This window comes from Streptomyces sp. NRRL S-37, assembly GCF_000721605.1.
In the GTDB taxonomy this organism is placed as follows: Bacteria; Actinomycetota; Actinomycetes; order Streptomycetales; family Streptomycetaceae; genus Streptomyces.
In genome coordinates, this window is sequence record NZ_JOIZ01000005.1 from 702,638 (window position 1) to 726,986 (window position 24,349).

At 71.4% G+C, this 24,349-nt stretch carries 26 protein-coding genes; 16 read left to right on the plus strand and 10 right to left on the minus strand.

Translation table 11 applies throughout. The features are described 5' to 3' along the window. The first annotated feature begins 48 nt into the window (after positions 1 to 48). The gene (locus tag IH50_RS0110060; protein WP_030859533.1) at positions 49 to 897 is read left to right on the plus strand and encodes a DUF4429 domain-containing protein; all 849 of its coding nucleotides are present in this window, start codon (positions 49 to 51) and stop codon (positions 895 to 897) included. Positions 898 to 1,005: 108 nt separating this feature from the next. Here IH50_RS0110060 and IH50_RS0110065 read toward each other — a convergent pair whose 3' ends face one another. Continuing rightward, on the minus strand, positions 1,006 to 2,022 hold the full coding sequence (locus tag IH50_RS0110065) for an aldo/keto reductase (protein ID WP_030859535.1): 1,017 nt from the start codon (positions 2,020 to 2,022) through the stop codon (positions 1,006 to 1,008). Beyond that, on the minus strand, positions 2,022 to 2,492 hold the full coding sequence (locus IH50_RS0110070; protein ID WP_030859538.1) for a MerR family transcriptional regulator: 471 nt from the start codon (positions 2,490 to 2,492) through the stop codon (positions 2,022 to 2,024). The genes IH50_RS0110065 and IH50_RS0110070 overlap by 1 nt, the downstream gene beginning before the upstream one ends. 96 nt (positions 2,493 to 2,588) lie before the next feature. Between IH50_RS0110070 and IH50_RS0110075 the strand changes: the two genes are divergently transcribed. Together IH50_RS0110075 and IH50_RS0110080 are read left to right on the plus strand one after the other, a co-directional pair. After that, complete coding sequence (locus tag IH50_RS0110075) at positions 2,589 to 3,059, plus strand: GNAT family N-acetyltransferase (protein WP_030859540.1); 471 nt, start codon at positions 2,589 to 2,591, stop codon at positions 3,057 to 3,059. An 18-nt stretch (positions 3,060 to 3,077) separates the two neighbouring features. Beyond that, positions 3,078 to 3,899: a serine hydrolase domain-containing protein gene (locus IH50_RS0110080; protein ID WP_030859542.1), complete on the plus strand. Its 822-nt coding sequence runs from the start codon at positions 3,078 to 3,080 to the stop codon at positions 3,897 to 3,899. A gap of 60 nt (positions 3,900 to 3,959) precedes the next feature. Here IH50_RS0110080 and IH50_RS0110085 read toward each other — a convergent pair whose 3' ends face one another. The 3 genes from IH50_RS0110085 to IH50_RS0110095 form a co-directional block, all read right to left on the minus strand. Continuing rightward, positions 3,960 to 4,226 carry a hypothetical protein gene (locus tag IH50_RS0110085; RefSeq protein ID WP_030859544.1) on the minus strand — a complete coding sequence of 89 codons (267 nt, stop codon included), beginning with the start codon at positions 4,224 to 4,226 and terminating at the stop codon, positions 3,960 to 3,962. A gap of 155 nt (positions 4,227 to 4,381) precedes the next feature. Continuing rightward, positions 4,382 to 4,816, minus strand: coding sequence for an ATP-binding protein (locus tag IH50_RS0110090; protein WP_420709042.1), 435 nt, complete (start codon positions 4,814 to 4,816; stop codon positions 4,382 to 4,384). Between the two features lie 203 nt (positions 4,817 to 5,019). After that, positions 5,020 to 5,682 (minus strand): pirin family protein, encoded by a 663-nt coding sequence (locus IH50_RS0110095; RefSeq protein ID WP_030859548.1) that lies wholly within the window; start codon positions 5,680 to 5,682, stop codon positions 5,020 to 5,022. 59 nt (positions 5,683 to 5,741) lie between these two features. On the opposite strand from IH50_RS0110095, the gene fasR reads away from it, so the two are divergent. The 5 genes from fasR to fabF all read left to right on the plus strand — a co-directional run bounded on the left by fasR (position 5,742) and on the right by fabF (position 10,727). Then, positions 5,742 to 6,947, plus strand: a complete 1,206-nt coding sequence (fasR, locus tag IH50_RS0110100; RefSeq protein ID WP_030859550.1) for a fatty acid biosynthesis transcriptional regulator FasR — start codon at positions 5,742 to 5,744, stop codon at positions 6,945 to 6,947. 89 nt (positions 6,948 to 7,036) lie between these two features. Next, positions 7,037 to 7,948 carry an ACP S-malonyltransferase gene (locus tag IH50_RS0110105; protein ID WP_030859551.1) on the plus strand — a complete coding sequence of 304 codons (912 nt, stop codon included), beginning with the start codon at positions 7,037 to 7,039 and terminating at the stop codon, positions 7,946 to 7,948. Positions 7,949 to 7,970: 22 nt separating this feature from the next. Then, positions 7,971 to 9,002, plus strand: a complete 1,032-nt coding sequence (locus IH50_RS0110110) for a ketoacyl-ACP synthase III (protein WP_030859553.1) — start codon at positions 7,971 to 7,973, stop codon at positions 9,000 to 9,002. 80 nt (positions 9,003 to 9,082) lie between these two features. After that, positions 9,083 to 9,331: an acyl carrier protein gene (locus IH50_RS0110115; protein WP_004931691.1), complete on the plus strand. Its 249-nt coding sequence runs from the start codon at positions 9,083 to 9,085 to the stop codon at positions 9,329 to 9,331. A gap of 124 nt (positions 9,332 to 9,455) precedes the next feature. Next, positions 9,456 to 10,727 carry a beta-ketoacyl-ACP synthase II gene (fabF, locus tag IH50_RS0110120; protein ID WP_030859555.1) on the plus strand — a complete coding sequence of 424 codons (1,272 nt, stop codon included), beginning with the start codon at positions 9,456 to 9,458 and terminating at the stop codon, positions 10,725 to 10,727. A gap of 235 nt (positions 10,728 to 10,962) precedes the next feature. Here the strand turns inward: fabF and IH50_RS0110125 are convergent, their stop codons facing one another. Beyond that, complete coding sequence (locus IH50_RS0110125) at positions 10,963 to 11,457, minus strand: DUF3145 domain-containing protein (RefSeq protein WP_030859557.1); 495 nt, start codon at positions 11,455 to 11,457, stop codon at positions 10,963 to 10,965. Between the two features lie 183 nt (positions 11,458 to 11,640). On the opposite strand from IH50_RS0110125, the gene IH50_RS0110130 reads away from it, so the two are divergent. From IH50_RS0110130 to IH50_RS0110140, 3 genes are all read left to right on the plus strand, one after another. Further along, complete coding sequence (locus IH50_RS0110130; protein WP_030859559.1) at positions 11,641 to 12,552, plus strand: SGNH/GDSL hydrolase family protein; 912 nt, start codon at positions 11,641 to 11,643, stop codon at positions 12,550 to 12,552. Positions 12,553 to 12,567: 15 nt separating this feature from the next. Next, a complete protein-coding gene (locus IH50_RS0110135) occupies positions 12,568 to 13,545 on the plus strand; it encodes an aldose epimerase family protein (RefSeq protein WP_030859561.1) in 978 nt (325 codons plus the stop codon). 564 nt (positions 13,546 to 14,109) lie between these two features. After that, on the plus strand, positions 14,110 to 15,360 hold the full coding sequence (locus IH50_RS0110140; protein ID WP_030859564.1) for a hypothetical protein: 1,251 nt from the start codon (positions 14,110 to 14,112) through the stop codon (positions 15,358 to 15,360). Here IH50_RS0110140 and IH50_RS0110145 read toward each other — a convergent pair. From IH50_RS0110145 to IH50_RS0110155, 3 genes are all read right to left on the minus strand, one after another. Continuing rightward, a complete protein-coding gene (locus IH50_RS0110145) occupies positions 15,332 to 15,946 on the minus strand; it encodes a LysE family transporter (RefSeq protein WP_030859566.1) in 615 nt (204 codons plus the stop codon). The genes IH50_RS0110140 and IH50_RS0110145 overlap by 29 nt on opposite strands. Further along, a complete protein-coding gene (locus IH50_RS0110150; RefSeq protein ID WP_030859568.1) occupies positions 15,943 to 16,737 on the minus strand; it encodes an EI24 domain-containing protein in 795 nt (264 codons plus the stop codon). Before IH50_RS0110150 ends, IH50_RS0110145 begins: the two co-directional genes overlap by 4 nt. A gap of 115 nt (positions 16,738 to 16,852) precedes the next feature. Continuing rightward, positions 16,853 to 17,872, minus strand: coding sequence for an NADP-dependent oxidoreductase (locus tag IH50_RS0110155; RefSeq protein WP_030859570.1), 1,020 nt, complete (start codon positions 17,870 to 17,872; stop codon positions 16,853 to 16,855). 92 nt (positions 17,873 to 17,964) lie between these two features. On the opposite strand from IH50_RS0110155, the gene IH50_RS0110160 reads away from it, so the two are divergent. Next, positions 17,965 to 18,402: a MarR family winged helix-turn-helix transcriptional regulator gene (locus IH50_RS0110160; protein WP_030859572.1), complete on the plus strand. Its 438-nt coding sequence runs from the start codon at positions 17,965 to 17,967 to the stop codon at positions 18,400 to 18,402. 250 nt (positions 18,403 to 18,652) lie between these two features. Here the strand turns inward: IH50_RS0110160 and IH50_RS0110165 are convergent, their stop codons facing one another. After that, on the minus strand, positions 18,653 to 19,519 hold the full coding sequence (locus IH50_RS0110165; RefSeq protein WP_030859574.1) for an SCO2400 family protein: 867 nt from the start codon (positions 19,517 to 19,519) through the stop codon (positions 18,653 to 18,655). Positions 19,520 to 19,760: 241 nt separating this feature from the next. Between IH50_RS0110165 and IH50_RS0110170 the strand changes: the two genes are divergently transcribed. From IH50_RS0110170 to chvE, 4 genes are all read left to right on the plus strand, one after another. After that, positions 19,761 to 20,924, plus strand: a complete 1,164-nt coding sequence (locus IH50_RS0110170) for a mandelate racemase/muconate lactonizing enzyme family protein (protein ID WP_030859576.1) — start codon at positions 19,761 to 19,763, stop codon at positions 20,922 to 20,924. A gap of 28 nt (positions 20,925 to 20,952) precedes the next feature. Next, positions 20,953 to 21,957 carry a zinc-dependent alcohol dehydrogenase gene (locus IH50_RS0110175; protein WP_030859578.1) on the plus strand — a complete coding sequence of 335 codons (1,005 nt, stop codon included), beginning with the start codon at positions 20,953 to 20,955 and terminating at the stop codon, positions 21,955 to 21,957. A gap of 151 nt (positions 21,958 to 22,108) precedes the next feature. Continuing rightward, positions 22,109 to 23,077, plus strand: a complete 969-nt coding sequence (locus IH50_RS0110180; RefSeq protein WP_030859579.1) for a hypothetical protein — start codon at positions 22,109 to 22,111, stop codon at positions 23,075 to 23,077. Positions 23,078 to 23,214: 137 nt separating this feature from the next. After that, on the plus strand, positions 23,215 to 24,324 hold the full coding sequence (chvE, locus tag IH50_RS0110185) for a multiple monosaccharide ABC transporter substrate-binding protein (protein WP_030859582.1): 1,110 nt from the start codon (positions 23,215 to 23,217) through the stop codon (positions 24,322 to 24,324). Positions 24,325 to 24,349 lie beyond the last annotated feature (25 nt).

Genomic DNA, 24,349 nt, shown 5'->3' on the forward strand with positions numbered 1-24,349 from the left:
ATGCGTGGGGAAGGGACGGAGAAGCTCGTGCCGCATACGATGAGCCGCATGGGTGACGTACTGGCCGGATTTCATGCCGCCTGGGAGTTCGAGTCCGACTCCGTGCTCATCCGTTACGAACGGGGTATTCGAACACCCAAGCTGTTCCAGGCGCTTGGGGAGCGGCGTGTTCCGCTGGAGGCGATCGAGGGGGTGACCCTCGCGCCCGGCAAGCGCGGGACGGTGGTCCTGCGGATCGAGCTCCGGCCCGGTGCCGATCCGCTGATGGAGGCCGCCTCCGGGCAGTTGAAGGAGAGCAGCGACCCCTACCGGCTGGTGCTGCCCGCCGAACGCGAGACGCTCGCCGAGTACTACGCCGACGAACTGCGCGCACGGCTCACCGAGTCCGGGCCCGCCGAACGCCATCTGGTGGCCGCTCCCGAGGTGCCGCTGCAGTTCAAGGCGTACGACGGGAAGGCGTCCTTCGACGGTACGGCGGTGGCGTTCCGGTGGTTCTGGACGGGGGCGTCGTCGGCGAAGTGGAAGGCCGGGGACCAGCGGTTCCCGGTGGGTGAGCTGAGCGGGGTGGAGTGGCGGTCGCCGGAGGTGTTCGAGGGGCACCTGCGGCTGCTGCGGCGGGACGCGGGGACTCCGCCGGCGCAGGCCGACCAGGATCCGGCCGCCGTGGTGTTCGGGCTGGGGTACGGGCCCGTGCACGAGTCGTTGCCGTTCGCGGCGGCCGTGCTGGCGGCGGTGCGCAACTGTGCGCCGGTGCCGGCGGTGTCCACGGCGCGGGCGCGCCGTGACCCCGCGGACATCGCCGAGCGGATCCGGCATCTCGGGGAGCTGCATCAGGCGGGGCTGGTGACGGACGAGGAGTTCTCCTCCAAGAAGGCGGAGTTGCTCGCGGAGCTTTAGCGTCCCGCCTGGTGCGGTGGCGTTGTGGCCTCAGGCCGTCTGTGGCTGGTCGCGCCCGGGCGGCGGGGCCGCACATCGATGCGGCCCCGCGCCCTTGAGGGAGTCGTCCTACTCCCGTCCGGCGGAGACGAAGGTCATGTCCGCGTAGCGGGCGCCGGACACCTCGGACGCGAGGGGCTCCAGGAGGGCCAGTTCCTCCACCGTCAGTTCGATGCGGGTCGCCGCCGTGTTCTCCTCCACCCGGGCGGGCTTGCGGGTGCCCGGGATCGGGATCACCGGGAGGTTGTGGACCTCCGCCTGCTGGTGGACCCAGGCCAGAGCGACCTGGCCCGGGGTGGCGTCATGGGCCTTGGCAACGGTGCGGACCGGTTCCAGCAGCGCCGCGTTGGCCGCCGCGTTGGCGCCCGTGTAGCGGGGCTGATGGCGGCGGAAGTCGCCGGGCGTGAGGTCCTGTTCGGCGTCGGTGAAGGAACCCGTGAGGAAGCCTCGCCCCAGCGGGGAGTACGGGACCAGGGTCACGCCCAGTTCACGCGCGGCGGGGACGACCTTCGCCTCGATGTCCCGGCTGAACAGCGACCACTCCGACTGCACGGCGGCGATCGGGTGCACCCCGTGCGCGGCGCGCAGTTCGCCGGCCGTGACCTCGCTCAGGCCGAGCTGCTTGACCTTGCCCTCGCGCACCAGCTCGGCCATGACGCCGACGGTCTCCTCGATCGGCACGTTCACATCGCGCCGGTGCATGTAGTAGAGGTCGATCACGTCGACGTCCAGGCGCCTCAGGCTCGCCTCGACGGCCTCGCGGATGTACGGCGCGTCGTTGCGGATGATCCGCCGGGTCGGGTCCTCCCGCGGGATCGACAGGGCGAACTTGGTGGCGATGACCACCTCGTCCCGGTGCGCCTTGAAGAAGGGGGCGAGGAACCGCTCGTTCTCCCCCGCGCCGTACGCGTCCGCCGTGTCGTAGAGCGTGACGCCGAGCTCCAGGGCCCGCTCCAGGGTCGCCCGGGAGGCGTCCGCGTCCGTGGGCCCGTACGCGAAGCTCATGCCCATGCAGCCGAGGCCCTGCACGCCCACCTCGGGGCCGCCCTCGCCCAGTGCGGCCGTGCCGATCGTGCCGTTGGTCATCATGCCCTCTCCGACGCCAGGGCCCGCCCGGCGTCCGCATAGAAATCGATCTTCCGGTCGAGCACGGCGAGCGTGCCCTGGAGTTCGGCGATCCGGGACAGTACGTCCTCGCGGGTCTGCTTCAGCAGTTCGAAACGCTCGGTGTACGTGTGGTCGCCCGCGCGGACCAGTTCCGCGTAGCGCACCATGTCCGCGACCGGCATCCCGGTCAGGCGGAGCTTGCCGACGAGGGCGAGCCAGTCGAGGTCGCGGTTGCTGTAGCGCCGCTGGCCGGTGTGGGACCGGTCGATGTGCGGCATCAGACCGATGCGCTCGTACCAGCGCAGGGTGTGCGCCGTCAGCCCGGTGAGGGCGACGACCTCGCTGATCGTGTACCTGTCCGCGCCGTCCGGCCGCCGATCCCCCTGCGGCGGCCCGGCGCAGGTGTCCGCGCCGGGCCCCGTGGTGGTCTCCGTCTCCGTCACCGTCATGGTCCCCACGCTAGAACGCTGGAGTGCACTCCAAGCAAGCGACGAAGGTGAGAAATGGGCAGGACGGGGAGGCCCGCGGCTGATTACCGTACGGCCATGACCTCTGTACGCCGTGCGACGCCGGAGGACGCGGAGGAAGTGCTCCGTCTGCGCCAGGTGATGATCGACTCGACGCCCCTGTCCGACCCGTCCACGGCGTGGCACGCCGAGTCGCTGCCCGTGCTGCGCGGCCGGCTGTCCGAGCCGGACGGCACCTTCGTGGCGTTCGTCGTGGACCACCCGGAGCGGCCGGGCGCGCTGGCGGCGCTGGTGGCCGGCTCGCTGGAGTACCGCATCGGCGGCGCACGCGATCCGTACGGCACCGACGGCTATGTCTTCAGCGTCGCCACCGACCCGGACGCCCGCCGCCGCGGCTACGCGCGCGCCTGCATGGAGGCGCTGCTGGAGTGGTTCCGCGAGCGCGGCGCCCGGCGGGTCCGCCTCACCGCGTCCGCGCAGGCGGAGCCGCTGTACGTGGCACTGGGCTTCAGGCCCAGGCCGGACCCGTTGCTGGAGCTGACCCTGTGAGCGCTTAGGCTCGACGGCATGTCGCTGAAGAGCCTCGCGTTGATCGAGAACTGGCCGGTTCCCACCGCCGCGGCGGGTGTCGTACGGGCGGACGGCACCGTCCTCGGCACCCATGGCCCCGCCGGACACCGCTTCCCGCTGGCCTCGGTCACCAAGCCACTCGCGGCGTACGCGGTGCTCGTGGCGTACGAGGAGGGCGCGATCGAGCTGGACGAGCCCGCCGGCCCGGACGGTTCGACGGTCCGGCACCTGCTCGCGCACACCTCGGGGCTGGCCTTCGACGAACACAAGGTGACCTCGGCACCGGGTGAGCGGCGCCTGTACTCCAACGCCGGGTTCGAGCAGCTCGGCGACCATGTCGCGAAGGCGACGGAGATCCCGTTCGCGGAGTACCTGCGGCAGGCGGTGCTGGAGCCGCTCGGCATGACGTCGACCTCGTTGGCGGGCTCCCCGGCGAAGGACGCCGTCTCCACGGTGGACGACCTGCTGCGGTTCGCGGCCGAGGTGCAGGCCCCGCGCCTGCTGGACCCCCGCACGGTCGCCGCGGCGATGACGGTCCAGTACCCCGGCACCAAGGGCGTCCTGCCGGGCTACGGCCACCAGAACCCCAACGACTGGGGCCTGGGCTTCGAGATCCGGAACTCCAAGTCCCCGCACTGGACGGGCGCGTCGTCCTCCCCGCGCACCTTCGGCCACTTCGGCCAGTCGGGTACGTTCCTGTGGATCGACCCCGACGCGGGCGTGGCCTGCGCGGCCCTCGCCGACCGTGCCTTCGGTCCCTGGGCGATCGAGGCGTGGCCGCCGTTCACGGACGCGGTGCTGGCCGAACTGCGCGGCTGAACCCCGCGCGCCGGCCGGCGGCCCCCACAACCACCGGCCGGCCCCGGCTTCCCGTGCCGGTCACCCGCCCGTCGGCGGCTGGTCCTTCGCGGGAAGGGCCCACAGGACCCAGTACGGGTCGTCCCAGTCGCAGTAGTAGTTCACGTACCCGTGGGCGAGGGCGTACTGCCCGTCATCCACGCACGCGAGTTTGTCCCTCCATCCAGAGATCGCTATGTAGCCCCAGGGGTTGGTGTCGGCGGCGGACGCCGGGGCCGCGGTCAGCGGAATGGCGACCAGCGCGGTACCGATCGCGGCAGCGGCGATACGGGAACGCCACAACTTCATACGTCTCTCCTCATGGACGGAGCCGGGCCCTGCGATGCAGGACATCGGCACCCTGTGCGACTGAACAGGAGATACAACGGCGGAGCCACGGCGATGGTTCAAGGCGCGCAGGGGTTCGGCGAACACAGACGGTCCGGCACCTGCCCGCACGTACCTCAGGGTCCGGCCTCGGCCTCCACGGGCACCGTCCGACGCCGGCCCAGGCGCTCGAACCACACCGTCTTGCCCCGCCCGTAGGGGCGGTCGGTGACCGCGTCCACGATCACCAGCCCGCGCCCACTCTCACCGAGCCCGCCGCCGACGGCCGGCGCGGGCAACTCCGGACAGCCGTCCGCGACTTTCACCCGCACTCCGCCGAGCCGGAGCAGGAAGCAAATGCGGCAGCGGCGGCCGGGGACGTGCCGTACGACGTTGGCGACCAGCTCGGTGAGCGCCAGCTCGGCGGCGTCGGTCACGTCGGCCAGCCCCGCGCCGACGAGGTACAGCCGCAGGATGCGCCGCAGATGCCGGGCCGAGTGCTCCCCCATGGCGAACTCGGCGTGGTACTCACTGCGGATGTCCGCCACCCGCGGACCGGTTACGTGATTCACGCCGCGATGCTGCAACGCTACGCATACGCTCGACTACGGAAAGAAACGAACTCCGTGAGGCGTTGAAGTGAGGTTTCAGGTCGAAGAAGCGGACGGCTTCACGCACGGAACTGCGGTCCGTGTGAAGGGGCTGCGGCCCTGATCCGACCGTTCGCAGGCCCCGCCGAAGCCAAACCGTACCGGCTTCGGCGGGGCCTGCCGCGTCACTTCGCTGCCATCTCCCACACCAGTAGCTCCGCGTCCGACGCTCCCGCCACCGCGTCCACCCCCTGCGCGTCCGTGAGGCGGGCCGCGTCGCCCGCACCCAGCAGTGCGCCGTCCAGCGTCACCTCACCGCGCACCACGTGGACGTACACGTACGCGGCGTCCGGCACCGCCGTCCGCTCTCCCGCCCTCAGCCGGCGTACGTGGAGCATCGCGCCCGCCTCCGGGAGGGCGTACGGGGTGGAGTCGGCTATGCCCCGGACGACCTCGTAGGAGGGGTCGCCGCCCGGTTCCAGGGGGGCCAGCCACATCTGGAGGAAGGTGAGAGGGCGGTCGCCCGCGTTGCGTTCCACGTGGCGGACGCCCGACGCGGCGCTCAGGCGCTGGACGTCGCCGGGGCGGATCACCGTCTCCTCGCCCGTGGAGTCGCGGTGGGTCAGCTCGCCCTCCACCACCCACGTCACGATCTCGGTGTGGCTGTGCGGGTGCTCGTCGAAGCCGGCGCCGGGGGCGAGGTGCTCCTCGTTGCAGGCGATCACCGCGCCGAAGCGCAGGTTGTCCGGGTCGTAGTGGGGGCCGAAGGAGAAGGCGTGCCACGTCTCGATCCCGGCCGCCGGATCGCCGCCCTGGTAGCGCTCCCGCGCATGCCGTACGTCCGTCACAGGGTCCACCGTAGACCCGGCGACACGCGCGGCCGTACCGATAAGGCAGTCTTGTCCCCGTGCCCGAACCCGAAACCAGCACCCCCGAAGCCGCCGCACGCCCCGCCCATCCGCACGCCGCGACGCTGAAGCGGCTGGAGAGGTCGTCCGGCAGTCTCGCCGCGCAGGCGATCGCGCGGATGGACGAGACGCTGTCCTGGTACCGGGCCATGCCCCCGGAGAACCGTTCCTGGATCGGCCTGGTCGCGCAGGCGGGCATCGCCGCGTTCACCGAGTGGTTCCGGCGCCCGGACGCCCCGCAGGCCATCTCCACCGATGTGTTCGGCACCGCGCCGCGCGAGCTGACCCGGGCGATCACGCTGCGGCAGACCGTGGAGATGGTGCGCACCACCATCGAGGTCATGGAGTCCGCCATCGACGAGGTGGCGGCGCCCGGCGACGAGAGCGTGCTGCGTGAGGCGCTGCTCGTGTACGCCCGTGAGATCGCCTTCGCCACCGCCCAGGTGTACGCGCAGGCCGCCGAGGCACGGGGTGCCTGGGACGCGCGGCTGGAGTCGCTGGTGGTGAACGCGGTACTCAGCGGTGAGGCGGACGAGGGGGCCGTGTCGCGGGCCGCCGCCCTGGGCTGGAACTCGCCCGAGCATGTGTGCGTGGTGCTGGGCACCGCGCCCGACGGGGACTCCGAGCTGACCGTGGAGGCCATCCGGCGGGCCGCCCGGCACGCCAAGCTCCAGGTGCTGACCGGGGTGCTCGGCGACCGGCTGGTGGTGATCGCGGGCGGCAGCGACAACCCGCTGGCCGTCGCGAAGTCGCTGATCGGGCCGTATGCGGCGGGGCCGGTCGTCGCCGGTCCGGTGGTTCCCGACCTGCTGGCCGCGACCCGGTCCGCGCAGGCCGCCGCGGCGGGGCTCAAGGCGTGTTCCGCCTGGCAGGACGCCCCGCGCCCGGTGCTGGCGGACGATCTGCTGCCGGAGCGGGCGATCGCCTCGGACCCCTCCGCGCGCGAGCAGTTGGTGGAGGAGATCTACAGACCGCTGGAGCAGGCCGGAGCCGCGCTGCTGGAGACGCTCAGTGTCTATCTGGAGCAGGCGAGCAGTCTCGAAGGCGCGGCGCGGATGCTGTTCGTTCACCCCAACACCGTCCGCTACCGGCTTCGACGTGTGACTGACGTCACCGGATGGTCACCCTCCGATGTACGCTCTGCGTTCACGCTGCGGATCGCGCTGATCCTGGGGCGTCTGGCCGACGGCGATCCTCATCCCTAGTCTTTTGTCGGGGCCCCACAAAACCGCCTCCTGTTCTTCGTCCTTGTCCTCACGGGCGGCCGTGACCGTCCCCAAGAGAGAGTGTGAGAGTGCTCGTACTCGTCGCTCCCGGCCAGGGTGCCCAGACTCCCGGCTTTCTGACTGAATGGCTCGACCTCCCCGGTGCCGGGGAGCGCGTCGCCGCATGGTCCGACGCCATCGGACTCGACCTCGTCCACTACGGCACGAAGGCCGACGCGGACGCGATCCGCGACACGGCCGTCGCCCAGCCGCTGCTGGTCGCGGCCGGGCTGCTGTCCGCCTCCGCGCTCGGAGACGTGGCACCCGGTGCCGTCGCCGGTCACAGCGTCGGGGAGATCACCGCCGCCACCTTCGCGGGTGTCCTCGACGACACCGCCGCGCTCTCCCTGGTCCGCACGCGGGGTCTGGCCATGGCCGACGCCGCCGCGATCACCGAGACCGGCATGGCGGCGCTGCTCGGCGGCGACCCCGAGGTGACCGTGGCGCACCTGGAGAAGCTGGGCCTGACCCCGGCGAACATCAACGGCGCGGGCCAGATCGTCGCGGCCGGCACCACGGAGCAGCTCGCCGCACTGGAGGCGGACAAGCCCGAGGGCGTGCGCAAGGTCGTCGCGCTCAAGGTGGCCGGCGCTTTCCACACCCACCACATGGGCCCCGCGGTCGACACGCTGGCGCAGGCCGCCGAGGCCCTGACGCCGGGCGACCCGAAGGTCACCTACGTGTCGAACAAGGACGGCGCGGCGGTCGCGACCGGCACCGAGGTGCTCGAACGCCTCGTCGGCCAGGTCGCCAACCCGGTCCGCTGGGACCTGTGCATGGAGACCTTCAAGGAGCTCGGCGTCACCGCCCTCCTGGAGGTCTGCCCCGGCGGCACGCTGACCGGCCTCGCCAAGCGCGCCCTGCCCGGTGTGAAGACGCTGGCCCTGAAGACCCCCGCCGACCTCGACGCGGCCCGCGAGCTCGTCGCCGAGCACGCCTGACGCCCTTAAGGAGCCGACCCGCATGGCGAAGATCAAGCCCAGCAAGGGCGCCCCGTACGCACGCATCCTCGGCGTGGGCGGTTACCGGCCCACCCGGGTCGTGCCGAACGAGGTGATCCTGGAGACGATCGACTCGTCCGACGAGTGGATCCGCTCCCGCTCCGGGATCGAGACCCGGCACTGGGCGTCCGCCGAGGAGACCGTCGCCGCGATGTCGATCGAGGCGTCCGGCAAGGCGATCGCGGACGCCGGGATCGACGCCTCGCGGATCGGCGCCGTCGTCGTCTCGACCGTCTCGCACTTCAGCCAGACCCCGGCCGTCGCGACCGAGATCGCCGACAAGCTGGGCACGGACAAGGCCGCCGCCTTCGACATCTCGGCCGGCTGCGCGGGCTTCGGGTACGGGCTCACGCTGGCCAAGGGCATGGTGGTGGAGGGATCGGCAGAGTATGTACTTGTCATCGGCGTGGAGCGGCTGAGCGACCTGACCGACCTGGAGGACCGGGCCACGGCCTTCCTGTTCGGTGACGGCGCGGGCGCGGTGATCGTCGGCCCCTCCCAGGAGCCCGCGATCGGCCCGACCGTGTGGGGCTCGGAGGGCGACAAGTCCGAGACCATCAAGCAGACCGTGCCGTGGGACCGCTTCAGGATCGGCGACGTCTCCGAGCTGCCCCTCGACAGCGCGGGCAACATCAAGTTCCCCGCGATCACGCAGGAAGGCCAGGCGGTGTTCCGCTGGGCCGTGTTCGAGATGGCGAAGGTCGCCCAGCAGGCGCTGGACGCGGCCGGGATCACCGCGGACGAACTGGACGTCTTCATCCCGCACCAGGCCAATGTGCGGATCATCGACTCGATGGTGAAGACCCTGAAACTGCCGGAGCACGTCACGGTCGCCCGTGACATCCGCACCACCGGCAACACCTCGGCCGCCTCGATCCCGCTCGCGATGGAGCGGCTCCTGGCGACCGGCGAGGCGAAGAGCGGCGACACCGCGCTCGTCATCGGCTTCGGGGCGGGTCTCGTCTACGCCGCTACGGTCGTTACCCTCCCCTAGGCACTGCGTGCCGGGCCCTGCGCCCGGTACGCGAGGTACCACCACCCCATCCTCTGGAATCACAACGAAGGAGCGCCATCATGGCCGCCACTCAGGAAGAGATCGTCGCCGGTCTCGCGGAGATCGTGAACGAGATCGCCGGCATCCCGGTTGAGGACGTCCAGCTGGACAAGTCCTTCACCGACGACCTGGACGTCGACTCGCTGTCCATGGTCGAGGTCGTCGTCGCCGCCGAAGAGCGCTTCGACGTCAAGATCCCGGACGACGACGTCAAGAACCTCAAGACGGTCGGCGACGCGACCGACTACATCCTCAAGCACCAGGCCTGAGCCCTGCCGGGCCTTCCGTCCGTCTTCCGTCGGTACGGGAGGCCCGGGGGCCGGGAACCCCGGCCCCGCCACCCGGCGGTGGCGCCGTACGAATCCTCGTAGATCCGTTGGAGAGAGAATTCCGATGAGCCCGACCAATCGCACCGTGGTCGTCACCGGTATCGGCGCAACCACACCGCTGGGTGGCGACGCAGCCTCGACCTGGGAGGGACTGGTCGCCGGACGTTCCGGCGTCAAGGCCCTCACGGAGGAGTGGGCCGCCGAGCAGGCGGTCCGTATCGCGGCCCGGGTGGCCGTGGAGCCCACCGAGGTCATCCCCCGGCCGCAGGCCCGCCGCCTGGACCGCTCGGCGCAGTTCGCGCTGATCGCGGCCAAGGAGGCGTGGGCCGACGCCGGTTTCGTGGCCAAGGCCGGTGAGGACCCGAGCGTCGACCCGGACCGGCTGGGAGCGGTCATCGCCTCCGGCATCGGCGGTGTGACGACCCTGCTGGACCAGCACGACGTGCTGAAGGAGAAGGGCGTACGCCGTGTCTCCCCGCACACCGTCCCCATGCTGATGCCGAACGGCCCGGCCGCGAACGTGGGTCTCGCGGTGGGCGCCCGCGCCGGTGTGCACACCCCGGTCTCCGCGTGCGCGTCGGGTGCCGAGGCCATCGGCTACGGCATCGAGATGATCCGCACCGGCCGTGCCGACGTCGTCGTCGCGGGCGGCACGGAGGCGGCGATCCACCCGCTGCCGATCGCCGCGTTCGGCAACATGATGGCGATGTCCAAGAACAACGACGACCCCGAGGGCGCGTCGCGTCCCTACGACGTCGCCCGGGACGGCTTCGTCATGGGTGAGGGCGCGGGCGTGATCGTCCTGGAGTCCGCCGAGCACGCGGCCGCGCGCGGTGCGCGGGTCTACGCGGAGGCGGTCGGGCAGGGGATCTCGGCCGACGCGCACGACATCGTGCAGCCGGAGCCTGAGGGGCGGGGCATCTCGCACGCCCTGCAGAACCTGCTGGAGCGGACGGATCTGGACCCGGCGGAGATCGTGCACGTCAACGCGCACGCGACGTCCACGCCGGCCGGTGACATCGCGGAGCTGAAGGCGCTGCGGAAGGTGTTCGGGGACGACGCGGACCACTTCGCGGTCTCCGCGACGAAGTCGATGACGGGGCATCTGCTGGGCGGGGCGGGTGGGGTGGAGTCCGTGGCCACCGTGCTCGCGCTGTACCACCGGGTGGCTCCGCCGACGATCAATGTCGAGAACCTCGATCCTGAGGCCGAGGCGGCTGCGGATGTCGTTCGTGGGGAGGCGCGGAAGCTGCCCGTGGACGGGCGGATCGCCGCGCTGAACGACTCGTTCGGGTTCGGTGGGCACAACGTGGTGCTGGCGTTCCGGTCCGTGTGACCTGCGTCGGCCTGAAGGGCCTTCACCCCCTTGGGGGTGGGGGCCCTTTGCCGTGCGGCGCCCGCTGGGGGTGACGGGAGGTTTTCTCGCCCCCGCCGCCCCTACCCGTCCCGTCCCGTCCTCAAGGGGCTTCGCCCCTTTGACCCCGGGGAGCATGGTCGGGTGCGGGTCCGTTGGGGCTTGTCGCGCAGTTCCCCGCGCCCCTTTCAGGGGCGCTTTGCTCTCCCGGTGTTTTCTAGACCACCTGGTGGAGCCAGCGGACCGGGGCGCCTTCGCCTGCGTAGCGGAAGGGTTCCAGTTCGTCGTCCCAGGGTTTGCCCAGGAGTTTGGCGATCTCCGATTCCAGGTCGGTCTGTTCGGTCCGGGAGCGGGTCAGGGCGGCCCGGAGACGGTCCTCGGGGATGAGGATGTCGCCGTGGATGCCGGTGACGGCGTGGAAGATGCCCAGGTCGGGGGTGCAGCTGTAGCGCTCGCCCTCGGCGGTGGGGCAGGGTTCCGAGGTGACCTCGAAGCGCAGCATCTGCCAGCCGCGCAGCGCGGAGGCGAGTTGGGAGGCGGTGCCGGCCTGGCCCTGCCAGGAGAACTCCGAGCGCCAGGTGCCGGGGGAGGCGGGCTGGCGGATCCAGTCCAGGCTGACGCGCGTGCCGAGCACCCCGGCGATGGCCCACTCGACGTGCGGGCACAACGCGCGCGGCGCGGAGTGCACGTACAGAACTCCACGAGTCGTCACCGGAACCTCCGGACGGAACAGGCGCGGTCCGGGTGGACCGCGTTGATGGCGAGGCTACCGTGCGACGGCGCAAGGAGTGTGACGTACCGTCGGTCCCGGTGCCGGGAAACCTCCAGCATTCACCCGGCAGGACGCCTGTACGGGTGTGCAATGAACACACCACGACACACGGGGAGGCGACGAATGGAGCAGACGGCGCGGAGGCCGGCCCGTCGTGCGCGGGCGGCCGTGCTCGCCGTGGTGGCGGCCGTCGCGCTGGGCGCGGCCGGCTGCGATGCCGTCGGCGGCTCCCCCGCCCCGTCGGGCACGGCGGCAAAGAAGGAGCGGCCGTCCCCGAAGCCCACGCCCGTGTGGGACACCAGCCCTGAGTCGGTCGCCGCCGTGGGGGACTCGATCACGCGCGGCTTCGACGCGTGCGCGGTGCTGACGGACTGCCCCGAGGTGTCGTGGGCGACGGGCGGCAGCGAGGAGGTCGACAGTCTCGCCGTACGCCTGCTGGGGCGGGCGGGGGCGGCCGAGCGGAGCTGGAACTACTCGGTGACCGGGGCCCGGATGGCGGATCTGCCGGAGCAGATGGCGCGGGCGGTGGCACGGAGGCCGGAGCTGGTGGCGGTGATGGCCGGGGCGAACGACGCCTGCCGGGAGACGACGTCGGCGATGACGCCGGTGGACGACTTCCGGGCCGACTTCCAGGAGGCCATGCGCACACTGCGCGAGGCACTGCCCAAGGCACAGGTGTACGTGGCGAGCGTGCCGAACCTGAAGCGGCTCTGGTCGCAGGGGCGGACCAATCCGCTGGGCAAGCAGGTGTGGAAACTGGGCATCTGCCCGTCGATGCTGGGCGACGCGGACGCGATGGACGCGGCGGCCACGCTGCGGCGCGAGACGGTGCAGGACCGGGTGGAGGACTACAACGAGGTGCTGGAGGAGGTCTGCGCGAAGGACCGCCGCTGCCGCTTCGACGGCGGCGCGGTGTACGAGTACCGTTTCGGCACCGACGAGTTGAGCCGCTGGGACTGGTTCCATCCCAGCATCGAGGGGCAGGCCGAGCTGGCCGGGATCGCGTACCGGACGGTCACGGCGAAGCGGCCGTGACTTATTGTTTCGCACATGAACGAACTCTTCGGCACACTTTCCGACGGCACGCCGGTGCACCGCTGGACCCTGGAGCGGGCGGGCGTACGGGTACGGGTCCTGTCCTACGGCGGGATCGTGCAGGACGTCGAGGTGCCGGACCGGGACGGGCGGACCGGGAACGTGGTGCTGGGGTTCTCCGACCTGGACGGCTACCTCCGGCACCCGGAACCCTTCCTGGGCGCCCTGATCGGCCGGTACGCCAACCGGATCGCGGGCGCCCGCTTCTCCCTGGCGGGGCGCGACCACACGCTCGCCGCGAACAACGGGCCGAACTCGCTGCACGGCGGTGAGCGGGGCTTCGACAAGCGGGTGTGGGACGTGAGCCCGGTCGCGCACGGCCTGCGGCTCTCCCTGGTCAGCGAGGACGGCGAGGAGGGCTTCCCGGGCCGTCTGGAGGTCTCCGTGACGTACACGCTGGACGAGCGGGGCGCGCTGGGGATCGCGTACGAGGCGGTGACGGACGCGCCGACGCACGTGAACCTGACGAACCACTCGTACTGGAACCTGGCCGGCGCCGGCTCCGGCAGCACGGCCGGGCACGAGCTGCGGCTGGCGGCCTCCCGCTACACCCCGTCCGACGCGGACCTGATCCCGAACGGTGAGCTCGCCGACGTCTCCGGGACCCGTTTCGACTTCCGCGAGGCGCGGAAGGCGGGCACCGGGTACGACGACAACTTCGTGCTCGACAAGGGGGTGACGGCGGCCGCCGAGGAGGTCGCCGAGCTGTACGACCCGGCGTCGGGCCGGGTGCTGACGGTGGCGACCACCGAGCCCGGCATGCAGCTCTACACCTCGGACCACATCGGGGAGCCCTTCACCCCCGGTGACGGCATCGCGCTGGAGACCCAGCACTTCCCGGACTCCCCGAACCGTCCGGAGTTCCCGAGCACGGTCCTGAAGCCGGGTGAGGTGTTCCGGTCGGAGACGGTGTACGGGTTCGGGGTGCGGTAGGGACTGTCCGGCCTCCGCTCGCACATAAGCCCCGGTCCGGGGTCAGGGTCCCGGACCGGGGCTGCTCATGTGGGTGCTTCCCGGATCAGACGTTAATCGCTGTGAGGGGAACGCGGTCCCCGATCAGCATGCCCGCTTGAATCTCGTACGAAGCCTTCACATATGACCATGATGTGGTGGGGTTGCGCCGCCCGGTGCGCTTTACGGGGTGCCCCGCGTCGGTGTGCGCCGGGGGTGGGTTGCGCGGCCCGGCGCTGCACGGGTGCCCCGGCGTGGGTGTGGGCCGGGGGTGGGTTGCGCTGCCCGGCGCTTGCGGGGTGCCTCCCCCACTCTCGGCTTCGCTCGAGCGGGGGGACCCCCATCGCCCACCCGTGCCGCCCTGCGGCACGACTGCCCGCGGATCGCGAGGGGGGTGGCGCGGCTGCCCGCGGAGGGCGGGCGGCGCGCGGCGCGACTGACCGCGGAGGGCGGGTGCTCATGGCCCGTGGCGTGGACCGTGGTGGGCGCGCGATACTGCGGCCTTCGGCATCCCCGTACCCCACGACGACGGAAGGCCCAATTTCCTTGAGATCCGTACGTGTTCGCATCGGTGTTCTCGGTCTGGTCCTGTTGGCCGGTTTCGCCGCCCCTACGACCGCGACCGCCGCCGGGACGGCCCCCGCCCCCACCGTCGAGGAACGCCGCCTGGACGGGGCCGTCCCGCAGGAGATACTCCGCCGTTCCGGATTCGCCGACGTGGCACCGGAGTTGGCCCGTGCGCTCGACCGCGCGCACTCCTACGCCCAGGCCCGCCGTGCCGTCGTGCGCGAGGGGACCCGGCTGTGGCGCAGGGCCGTCGACCGGGCGCAGGGGCGCGGTCCGGCGGGCGGTGACCTCAGCCGGGACGACGACCGGCCGCTGTACTGGGCGCGGCTCGGGATGACCCGCGAACTGCGCACCTGGGAGCCCGGGTTCCGGCTGGGCGAGGAGCGACGGGCGCGACTGCTCGACGAGCTGGAACGGACCTCGCGCGGGCAGACCGCGATCAGCTACCCGCGGCACGACAAGGGGATGAAGCGGGTCCTGCTGACCGGGTTCGACCCGTTCACCCTGGACCGGGACATCCGTATCTCCAATCCGTCCGGCGCGGTCTCGCTCGCCCTCGACGGCACGGTGATCGAGACCGCGGACGGTCCCGCGCGCATCGAGACGGCCGTGTTCCCGGTGCGCTGGCGGGACTTCACGCAAGGGACGGTGGAGCGGGCGCTGCGGCCGCACCTGCCGGAGGTCGACCTGTTCACCACCGTGAGCCAGGGCCGGGTGGGCCGCTTCGACGTCGAGCGGACCAACGGGGCCTGGCGGGGCGGTTTCGGGGACAACGAGAACATCGGCCGCACGGAGACGATCCCGGTCGCCGACCCGGCCTCGCAGCCCCAGTGGACGTCCACGACACTGCCGTACGCGGAGATCGTCGCCGCGGACACCGGGCGGTTCCCGGTCTACGACAACACCAGTGTCACCGAGATCCCGGCGGGAGGCGCCGAGCCCGTCGTACGGCCTCAGGGGCCGACGCCCGGGTCGACGGCGCGGGCCGGGGGCGGCGGGGACTACCTGTCCAACGAGATCGCCTACCGGGCGACGCTGCTGCGGGACCGGCTCGGGCTGCACGACAGGCTGCCGGGCGGGCATGTGCACACGCCCGTGCTGCAGTTCGGCGCCGGGAACACCACCGAGGTCACCGACCCCGAGTTCGTGCGGAACCGGCTGGACATCATCGACCAGGTGCGGTCGATCGTGACCGTGGCGGTCAGTGCGACGGAGCGAACGCGAGGCTGACGCCGAGGCCGGCCAGGACGGACCCGATGACCTTGTTGAGGACCTTCTGGCCGCGCAGCATCAGGGTGCGCATCCGGTCGTGGGAGAAGAACACGGCGACGACGCCGAACCACAGCAGGTGGGCCAGCGACATGAACAGGCCGTAGCCCACCTGCTGGAGGACCGGGGTGCCGGGGCCGACGACCTGCGCGAACGTCGAGACGACGAACAGGGTCGTCTTCGGGTTGAGGACGTTGGTCAGGAAACCGGTGCGCAGCGCGGCGAACGGGGTCAGCCCCGTCCTGTTCTCCAGGTCGACGGTGACCTCGCCGCGGGTGCGGAAGGTGCGGACGCCGATGTACACGAGGTAGGCCGCGCCGACCAGCTTGATCACCGTGAAGAGGAAGGCGGAGGAGGCGATCAGCAGGCCGACGCCGAGCATCGTGTAGGTGACGTGGACGAGGACACCGGCGGCGACGCCGAGGGCTCCGAGCAGGCCGGTGCGGCGGCCGTGGAGGTAGCTGTTGCGGACCACCATGGCGAAGTCGGCGCCCGGCGCGATCACGGCCAGGACGGTGATGACGGCGACCGCGAGCACCTCGGTCATGACCGGGCGCCCTCCTCCTCGGACTCCTCGGAGCCGTCCCCGGCGGTCTCCTCACCGAGCAGGTCGCGTGCCATGAGGGTGGCGCCGGCGACCGCGCCGGGCATCAGGAACACGGCGACGAACGGGACGAGGAAGGCCAGTCCCAGGGGGGTGCCGAAGCCCCAGACGAGGGTCTTGCGGGAGCGCAGCAGGCGGAGCCGCTCGCGCAGTTCGACCCCGCGCCGCTGGAGCGCGACGGCGGTGAGCTCCTCGGTGAGGAAGAAACCGGTGACGAAGAACCCGATCACCGGGACGACGGTCTGCCCCACCACCGGGACGAACCCGAGCGCGAACAGCAGCACGCCCCACACCAGGGCCCGTACGACGATACGGAGGCTGTCGCGGGCGGAGATCCACAGCTCCCGCAGCAGGGGCAGCTCCGACTCGGGCGCGGTGCCGTCGGGCGAGACGTCCCGGTCGACCTGCTCGGAGAGGTTCTCGTAGAACGGCTGCCCGATGAGCAGGGTCACCGCGGTGAAGGTGAGCACGGACAGCAGCAGGCCGAGCGCGAACAGCACGGCGGTGAGGAAGCCGCGGAACAGTCCGGCCCAGGGGCTGGACCAGTCGTCGGCGAACGGCGTCGCCCACGTGACGAAGTCCTCGCCCCACAGCGCCAGCGCCACCAGCGCCGCCGCGTACAGCACGAGGGTGATCAGCCCCGGCAGCAGCCCGAACCCGAACTGCTTGCCGTGCCGGGCCACCCACCGCTGGCCCTTCAGGAGATACCGGAAACCCACCCCAAGATCGCGCATGGGGAAGACCCTATCGGGGCGCCGTCCCCCGGCACGGGCGAGGGCCGCACCCCACGTCCAAGGGTGCGGCCCCGTCGTACGCAACGACCGCCGGCGGTGTCGCGTCACGGCCGGTTCAAAGCTTGACGATCATCTTTCCGGTGTTGTCGCCGCGCAGGACGCCGAGGAACGCCTCCAGGTTGTTCTCGATGCCCTCGACGACCGTCTCGCGGTACTTCAGCTCGCCCGAGCGGACCCAGGGGCCGACCTCCTGGACGAACTGCGGCTGGAGATCGTAGTGGTCGCCGACGAGGAAGCCCTCGATGCGGCCGCGGGTCTGGATCAGCCGGGCGAGGTTGCGGGGGCCGGGGGCGGGCTCGGTGTTGTTGTAGACCGAGATCATCCCGCAGACGGCGATACGGCCGTCCCGGTTGAGGGATCCGATGGCGGCCTCCAGGTGGTCGCCGCCGACGTTGTCGAAGTAGACGTCGACGCCGTCCGGGGCGGCGGCGCGCAGCTGCTCGCTCACGGGGCCGGTCTTGTAGTTGAAGGCGGCGTCGAAGCCGTACTCCTCGACGAGCAGCTTCACCTTCTCGTCGGAGCCGGCCGAGCCGATCACCCGCGAGGCGCCCTTGAGCTTCGCGAGCTGCCCGACCTGGCTGCCGACGGCGCCCGCGGCACCGGACACGAAGACGGAGTCGCCCTCCTTGAAGGAGGCGGTGCGCAGCAGGCCGGCGTAGGCGGTGAGGCCGGTCATGCCCAGCACGCCCAGGTACGCCGAGAGGGGTGCCGCCTCCGGGTCCACCTTGACGGCGTTCTTCGCGTCCACGACGGCGTACTCGCGCCAGCCGAAGAAGTGCAGGACGTGGTCGCCGGGCGAGATCCCGTCGGCGTTCGAGGCGACGACCTCGCCGACGGCGCCGCCCTGCATGGCCTTGCCCAGCTCGTACGGGGCGACGTAGGACTTGGCGGCCGACATCCTGCCGCGCATGTACGGGTCGACGGAGAGGTACGCGTTCCGTACGAGCACCTGTCCCTCGGCCGGGGCGGGGACCTCCGTCTCGACGAGGGCGAAGTCCTCGGGCTTCGGCCAGCCGACGGGGCGGCTGAGCAGATGCCACTCGCGGCCGGTGGTGGGGAGTGCGGGAGCGGTCATGGCCTGGCACCTTTCCTCGAATAGTTCATTACCTGAAACAACCATGCGGCTGAATATTTCAGGATGTCAAGCAACCGGGTACCCTGGTGTGCATGGCCACACCCGATGCCACCCCGCACCGTTCCGACGCCCTCACCCTGGAGGTCGTCGAGCTCATCGGCTCGGTGGTGGCCCGCTACCACGAGGAGTACGAGGAAGCCGCCGCCGGTCATGCCCTTACGGGTGCCCAGGCGAAGCTGTTGAGTCTGCTGTCCTTGGAGCCGCTGCCGATGCGGAAGCTGGCGCAGCGGCTGAAGTGCGAGCCGTCGAACGTCACGGGGATCGTGGACCGGCTGGAGGCGCGGGGGCTGGTGGAGCGCCGGCCGGATCCGGCGGACCGGCGGGTGAAGCTGGCGGCGGCGACGGCGGAGGGGCGGCGGGTGGCGCGGAGTCTGCGGGAGTCTCTGCGGTTCGCGCGTGAGCCGTTGGCGGGGCTTTCGGAGGGGGAGCGGGTGGCTCTGCGGGACGCGTTGCGGCGGATGCTGGGGTAGTCGGCTGCGCCGGTTTTCGGGGGTCTGAGGTTGGCGGGACCCGGTGCTTTACGGGTGCCCCGGCATTGGGGGGGGCGGGGGTTCTCGCGTGGCCCGGTGCTTTGCGGGTGCCCGGTGTTGGTGTGGGCCGGGGGGTGTTCGCGCTGCCCGGCGTTTGCGGGGTGCCGTCGCGCCCACCCGTGCCGCCCCAGCGGCACGACTGCCCGCGGTTGCGCGGCATGCGGCTGCCCGAGGGGTGTTGGGGTGGGGGTTAGGTGCACCACCACAGGAAACGGTCGCATGTTTCCGTGGGTTCGGGTTCTGGGTCGGGCTTTTTCGTGGTGGGGGACGGGGCGGGGGTTTCCGGGTTCTGTGAGGGCTGCGGCGGCTGGGGGGCCGTCGGGTCGGTCGTGGGCGGGGTCGCGGGCGCGGACGAGGGGTCCTGCTCGGTCTCGGCCTCGTCCTCCGCCTTCTCGGACTCCTCGCCCGTCGGGGAGCCGGAAGCCGACGGCGAGTCAGAAGGCTTCGCACTGGGCGACTTCCCGGGTGCCGCCGTGTCCGTGCCGCCGTCGCCCGCCGGCGCCGCCGACTCCGTCGGCTCCATCTCCGTCGCGCCGCCGTCCGCGGTCTCCTCCCCGGCGGCCGCCGGCCTCGAGTCCGAGCCGGGTGCGTCCAGGCCCAGTTCCGCGAGGCTCAGTCCGCCCGCCGCGAGGACGAAACCGGCCGCGATCAGCAGGGTGCGGTTGCGCCGGCGGCGGTGCGCCGCGGCCTTGCGGTCCCGGCGGCTCTCGCCCGCCGCGGAGGACTCGTCCGGGTCGGTGGCGGGGTCCGGGCCCGGCTCCCGGCCCCGGCGCCGGTCAGCACGGCGCCCGCGCGGCACGTCGTCCCGCGGCCCGTCGTGCCGTAGCCCGTCGCCCCGCGCCTCGTCATCCCGCAGCCCGTCGTCGTGCTCGCCGGGGTCGTCCCCGGCATGCGGGGCCCCGGTGGCTCCCCCGGCCCCGTATGCCCCGCCCCCGTACCCCGAGGACCCGGCAGGCTCCTGCCGCTCCTGGACGTGGAGCGTCTCGGCGGGTGTGCCGCAGCCGGGGCAGGCAAGGGCGCCGTTGAGGTGCCTTCGGCACGGGTGGCAAAAGTCCATGACGCGGGAAGGTTAGGTTCCGTTCGGGCCCGCTTCATAGGCCTTGTTGTGAAGGTTTGGTGCGGACCAATGCTCATTGGTTTCGAAACTGTCGAAACCGTTATGCGCGCGACCCATTGACACCCCCGCCGCCCCGTCCTTACTGTCTCGCCAGCATTTCGAACGCGTGACGAAATATCGAACACGTCGAACCGTCGACGACGAAGACCAGGTCCATCACCACAGCGAGGGGCTAACTGCCGTGCGCATCACCGGAATCAGCACACACGTGGTCGGGACGCCGTGGCGCAACCTGACGTACGTCCAGGTGCACACCGACGAAGGCATCACCGGAGTCGGCGAGACCCGGATGCTGGGCCACACCGACGCCCTCCTGGGTTATCTGAAGGAAGCCGAGGTCAACCACATTCTCGGCTCCGACCCGTTCGCTGTCGAGGACCTGGTCCGCCGGATGAAGTACGGCGACTACGGCCGCGCCGGCGAGATCGTGATGTCCGGTATCGCCGTCGTCGAGATGGCCTGCTGGGACATCAAGGGCAAGGCCCTCGGCGTGCCCGTCTGGCAGCTCCTGGGCGGCAAGGTCACCGACAAGGTCAAGGCGTACGCCAACGGCTGGTACACCACCGAGCGCACCCCCGAGGCGTACCACAAGGCCGCGCGGGGCGTCATGGAGCGCGGGTACCGGGCACTGAAGATCGACCCGTTCGGCACCGGGCACTTCGAGCTGGACCACGAACAGACGCTGTACGCGGTCTCGCTGATCGAGGCGGTCCGGGACGCCATCGGTCCGGACGCCGAGCTGATGCTGGAGATGCACGGCCGCTTCTCCCCCGCCACCGCCGTGCGCCTCGCGCACGAGCTCGCGCCGTTCAAGCCGGCCTGGCTGGAGGAGCCGGTGCCGCCGGAGAACCTCAAGGCGCTGGAGAAGGTCGCCGCGAAGGTCGACATGCCCCTCGCCACCGGCGAGCGCATCCACGACCGGATCGAGTTCCGCGAGCTGTTCGAGAGCCAGGCCGTGGACATCCTGCAGCCGGACGTCGGCCACATCGGCGGCATCTGGGAGACCCGCAAGCTCGCCGCGACCGCCGAGACCCACTACATGCTGGTCGCCCCGCACAACGTCGGCGGCCCCGTGCTGACCGCCGCGTCCCTCCAGGTCGGCTTCACCTCGCCGAACTTCAAGATCCTGGAGCACTTCAACGACTTCGCGGACGCGGACATCAAGAAGGTCGTCAAGGGCGCGCCCCAGGTGAACCCGGAGGACGGCTGCTTCCACCTCTCCGACGCCCCCGGTCTCGGCGTGGAGCTGGACGTCGACGCGGCGGCCGAGTTCCCGCAGCAGCAGGCCCGGTTCGACCTGTGGGCCGAGGGCTGGGAGCAGCGCAAGCCCAAGGGCACCAAGTGACCGCCGCGGACCGCCGGGAGGCACGGTGATGAGCACCCAGGTCGTCATCGAGGGACCCGGCGAGCACCGTCTGGTCCCGCACGAGCCGCGTGAGCCCGGGGCCGGCGAGGCCCTGGTGCGGGTGCACGCCTCCGGCATCTGCGGCAGCGACCGCGAGGTGTACCAGGGCAACCGGCCCGAGGGGTACGTGCGGTACCCGCTCACGCCGGGCCACGAGTGGTCCGGGACGGTGGAACGGGTGGGCGCGGGCGTGCCCGCCTCGCTGGCCGGCCGCAAGGTGGTCGGCGAGGGCTTCCGCAACTGCCAGGTCTGCGACCGCTGTCACGCCGGTGAGACGACGCTGTGCTCGGCGGGCTACGAGGAGACCGGCTTCACCCAGCCGGGCGCCATGGCCGCCACGCTGACCCTCCCGGCCCGGCTGCTGCACGTCCTGCCCGACGACGCCGACCTGAGTGCCGCCGCGCTGCTGGAGCCGGCCGCCTGCGTCGCCGCCGCCGCGCTGAAGGCGCACGCCGTGCCCGGTGAGCGGGTGGCGGTGGTCGGCACCGGCACGCTGGGGATGTTCGCCGTGCAGTTCCTGCACGCGGGCTCCCCCGCCGAGCTGCTGGTGGTGGGCACCCGGGACGACCGCGAGGCGCTGTCCCGGCGGTACGGGGCCACCGGCTTCCGCACCAAGGACCAGGCGCTCCCGGACGACTTCGACGTGGTGATCGAGACCGCCGGGTCCGCGGACGCGGCCCGCACCGCGGCCTCGCTGCTGCGGCGCGGCGGGCGGCTGGTCCTCACCGGCATCCCGGCGCCGGGCGCCGACGGGCTCGACCCCACGGACCTGGTCGTACGGCAGCTGGAGGTGCACACCGTCTTCGGTGCTCCGCCGGACGCCTGGGCGCACACCGTGCGGATGTTCGCCGCCGGGCTGCTCGATCCGCTGCCGCTGGTGAGCCATGAGCTGCCGCTCGCCGAGTTCCCGCAGGCCATCGAGCTGGTGGGGTCCGGCGATCCGAAGGTGGGCAAGGTGCTGTTGCGTCCCTAGTCCGTACGCCGGTACGAGGGCGACCCGACGGTCCCCGTACCGGCGTACGCCCGGCCCCGCACCCGGCGTACGCCCGGCCCCGCACCGCACCCGCCCGACTCGTACCCCGAGCCGCGAACCTCGTCCGACATACCGAACCAAAGGACACCCTGTGACCGACGCTTCCGCCACGGCTCCCCGCAGGCCCGGTGAGCAGACCCTCACCGCGCTCGGCCTGAGCGCGCCCGCCCTCGACCCCGCCGACGCCTCGCCGCACACCTTCCCCGGCGGCGGCCGCTGGCGCACCGAGGTCCCCTCGTGCGAGGGGCCCGAGGCGCTGGCCGTGGTCCTGAAGGAGGCCTCGCGCCTCGACGTGCCGATCCACCGGATCAGCCAGGGCAGCGGCGTGTGGATGCTGACCGACGCCGAGATCACCGAGATGGTCGAGGCCACCGCGGAGCGCGACATCGAGCTCTGCCTGTTCACCGGCCCGCGCGGCACCTGGGACATCGGCGGCTCCACCCGTACCGACTCGGGCGGCGCCGGACTGCGCGCCCGGGGCCACGACGCGGTGGCCGGCTGCGTCGAGGACGCCGTGCGCGCCACGGAGCTGGGCGTCAAGTGCCTGCTCGTCGCCGACGAGGGCGTGCTGTGGACGCTGCACCGGGCGCGGGCGGCCGGGCTGCTGCCCGCCGACACCACGCTGAAGCTGTCGGCGCTCGTCGGTCCGGTCAATCCGGCCTCGTACGCGGTCTACGAGCACCTCGGCGCCGACTCGATCAACGTCCCCAGCGATCTGACGCTGGATCACCTCACGGAGATACGGCGGATTTCGGCCACGCCGATGGACATGTACATCGAGGCCCCCGACGACCTCGGCGGCTATGTGCGGATGTACGAGGTCGCCGAACTCATCCGGCGCGGCGCCCCGCTGTACCTGAAGTTCGGCCTGTCCAAGGCGCCCGGGATCTATCCGTACGGGCACCATCTGCGGGAGCTGACCCTGGCGACCGCGAAGGAGCGGGTGCGGCGCGGCCGGCTGGCCCTGGACCTGCTGGCCCGGCACGGCGCGGACGGCGACATGGCGCCGCTCGGGTCCCGGCTTCCGGGCGATCTGATCCGGTTCGACATCTCGTCATAACGTTCCGGAAACTCGACTTCACAGAAGTAGACACAGACGCGCACAATCGCACACACCCCTTTCTCGGTCCCCTGATCCCACCCCGGAAGCGCCCGCTCGTCCGGACCGACCCCGCACACACATCAAGGATGATGACCATGCGTAACCGCAGAGCCGCACTCGCCGCCGTGGCCACCGCCGCCTCCCTCGCCCTCACCCTGTCCGCCTGCGGCCAGAACAGCGAGGGCGGCAGCGAGGAGGACAAGGGCGGCTCCGAGGGGGCCACCGTCGGCATCGCGATGCCGACGAAGTCCTCCGAGCGCTGGATCGCCGACGGCGCCAACGTCGAGAAGGAGCTGAAGGCCAAGGGGTTCAAGACCAAGCTGGTCTTCGGCGAGGACGACCCGGACCAGCAGGTCTCCCAGATCGAGAACATGATCACGCAGGGTGTGGACGCCCTGATCGTGGCGGCGATCGACAACAAGTCCCTGGGCAACGTGCTGCAGCAGGCCAAGGACGCCGACATCCCGGTCGTCTCCTACGACCGGCTGATCCTCGGCACGGAGAACGTCGACTACTACGCCTCCTTCGACAACGAGAAGGTCGGCGAGCTGCAGGGCGGCTACATCGTCGACAAGCTGGGGCTGAAGGCCGGCAAGAAGGGCCCCTTCAACATCGAGCTGTTCGCCGGCTCCAACGACGACAACAACACCAGGTACTTCTTCCAGGGCGCGATGAACGTCCTGAAGCCGTACATGGACAAGGGCCAGCTGGTCGTCCGCTCCAAGCAGACCGACCTCAACCAGGTCACCACCCTGCGCTGGGACGGCGGCACCGCGCAGAAGCGCATGGACGACCTGCTCACCTCCAGCTACCGCAACGCCCGGGTCGACGCGGTGCTCTCGCCCTACGACGGCATCTCCATCGGCATCCTGTCCGCCCTGAAGTCGGACGGCTACGGCACCGGCAGCAAGGCCATGCCCGTCGTCACCGGCCAGGACGCCGAGGTCGCCTCGCTGAAGTCGATCATCTCGGGCCAGCAGACCCAGACCGTCTTCAAGGACCTGCGCGAGCTCGCCAAGGTCGCCGCGAACATGGTCGACGCGGTCCTCAACGACAAGAAGCCCGAGGTCAACGACACCAAGTCGTACGACAACGGCAGCAAGGTCGTCCCCGCCTACCTGCTGCAGCCGGTCAGCGTCGACAAGTCCAACTACAAGCAGGTCCTGGTCGACGGCGGCTACTACACCGAGGACCAGCTCAAGTAACCGGGCCCCTTCAAGGATTGGAAGG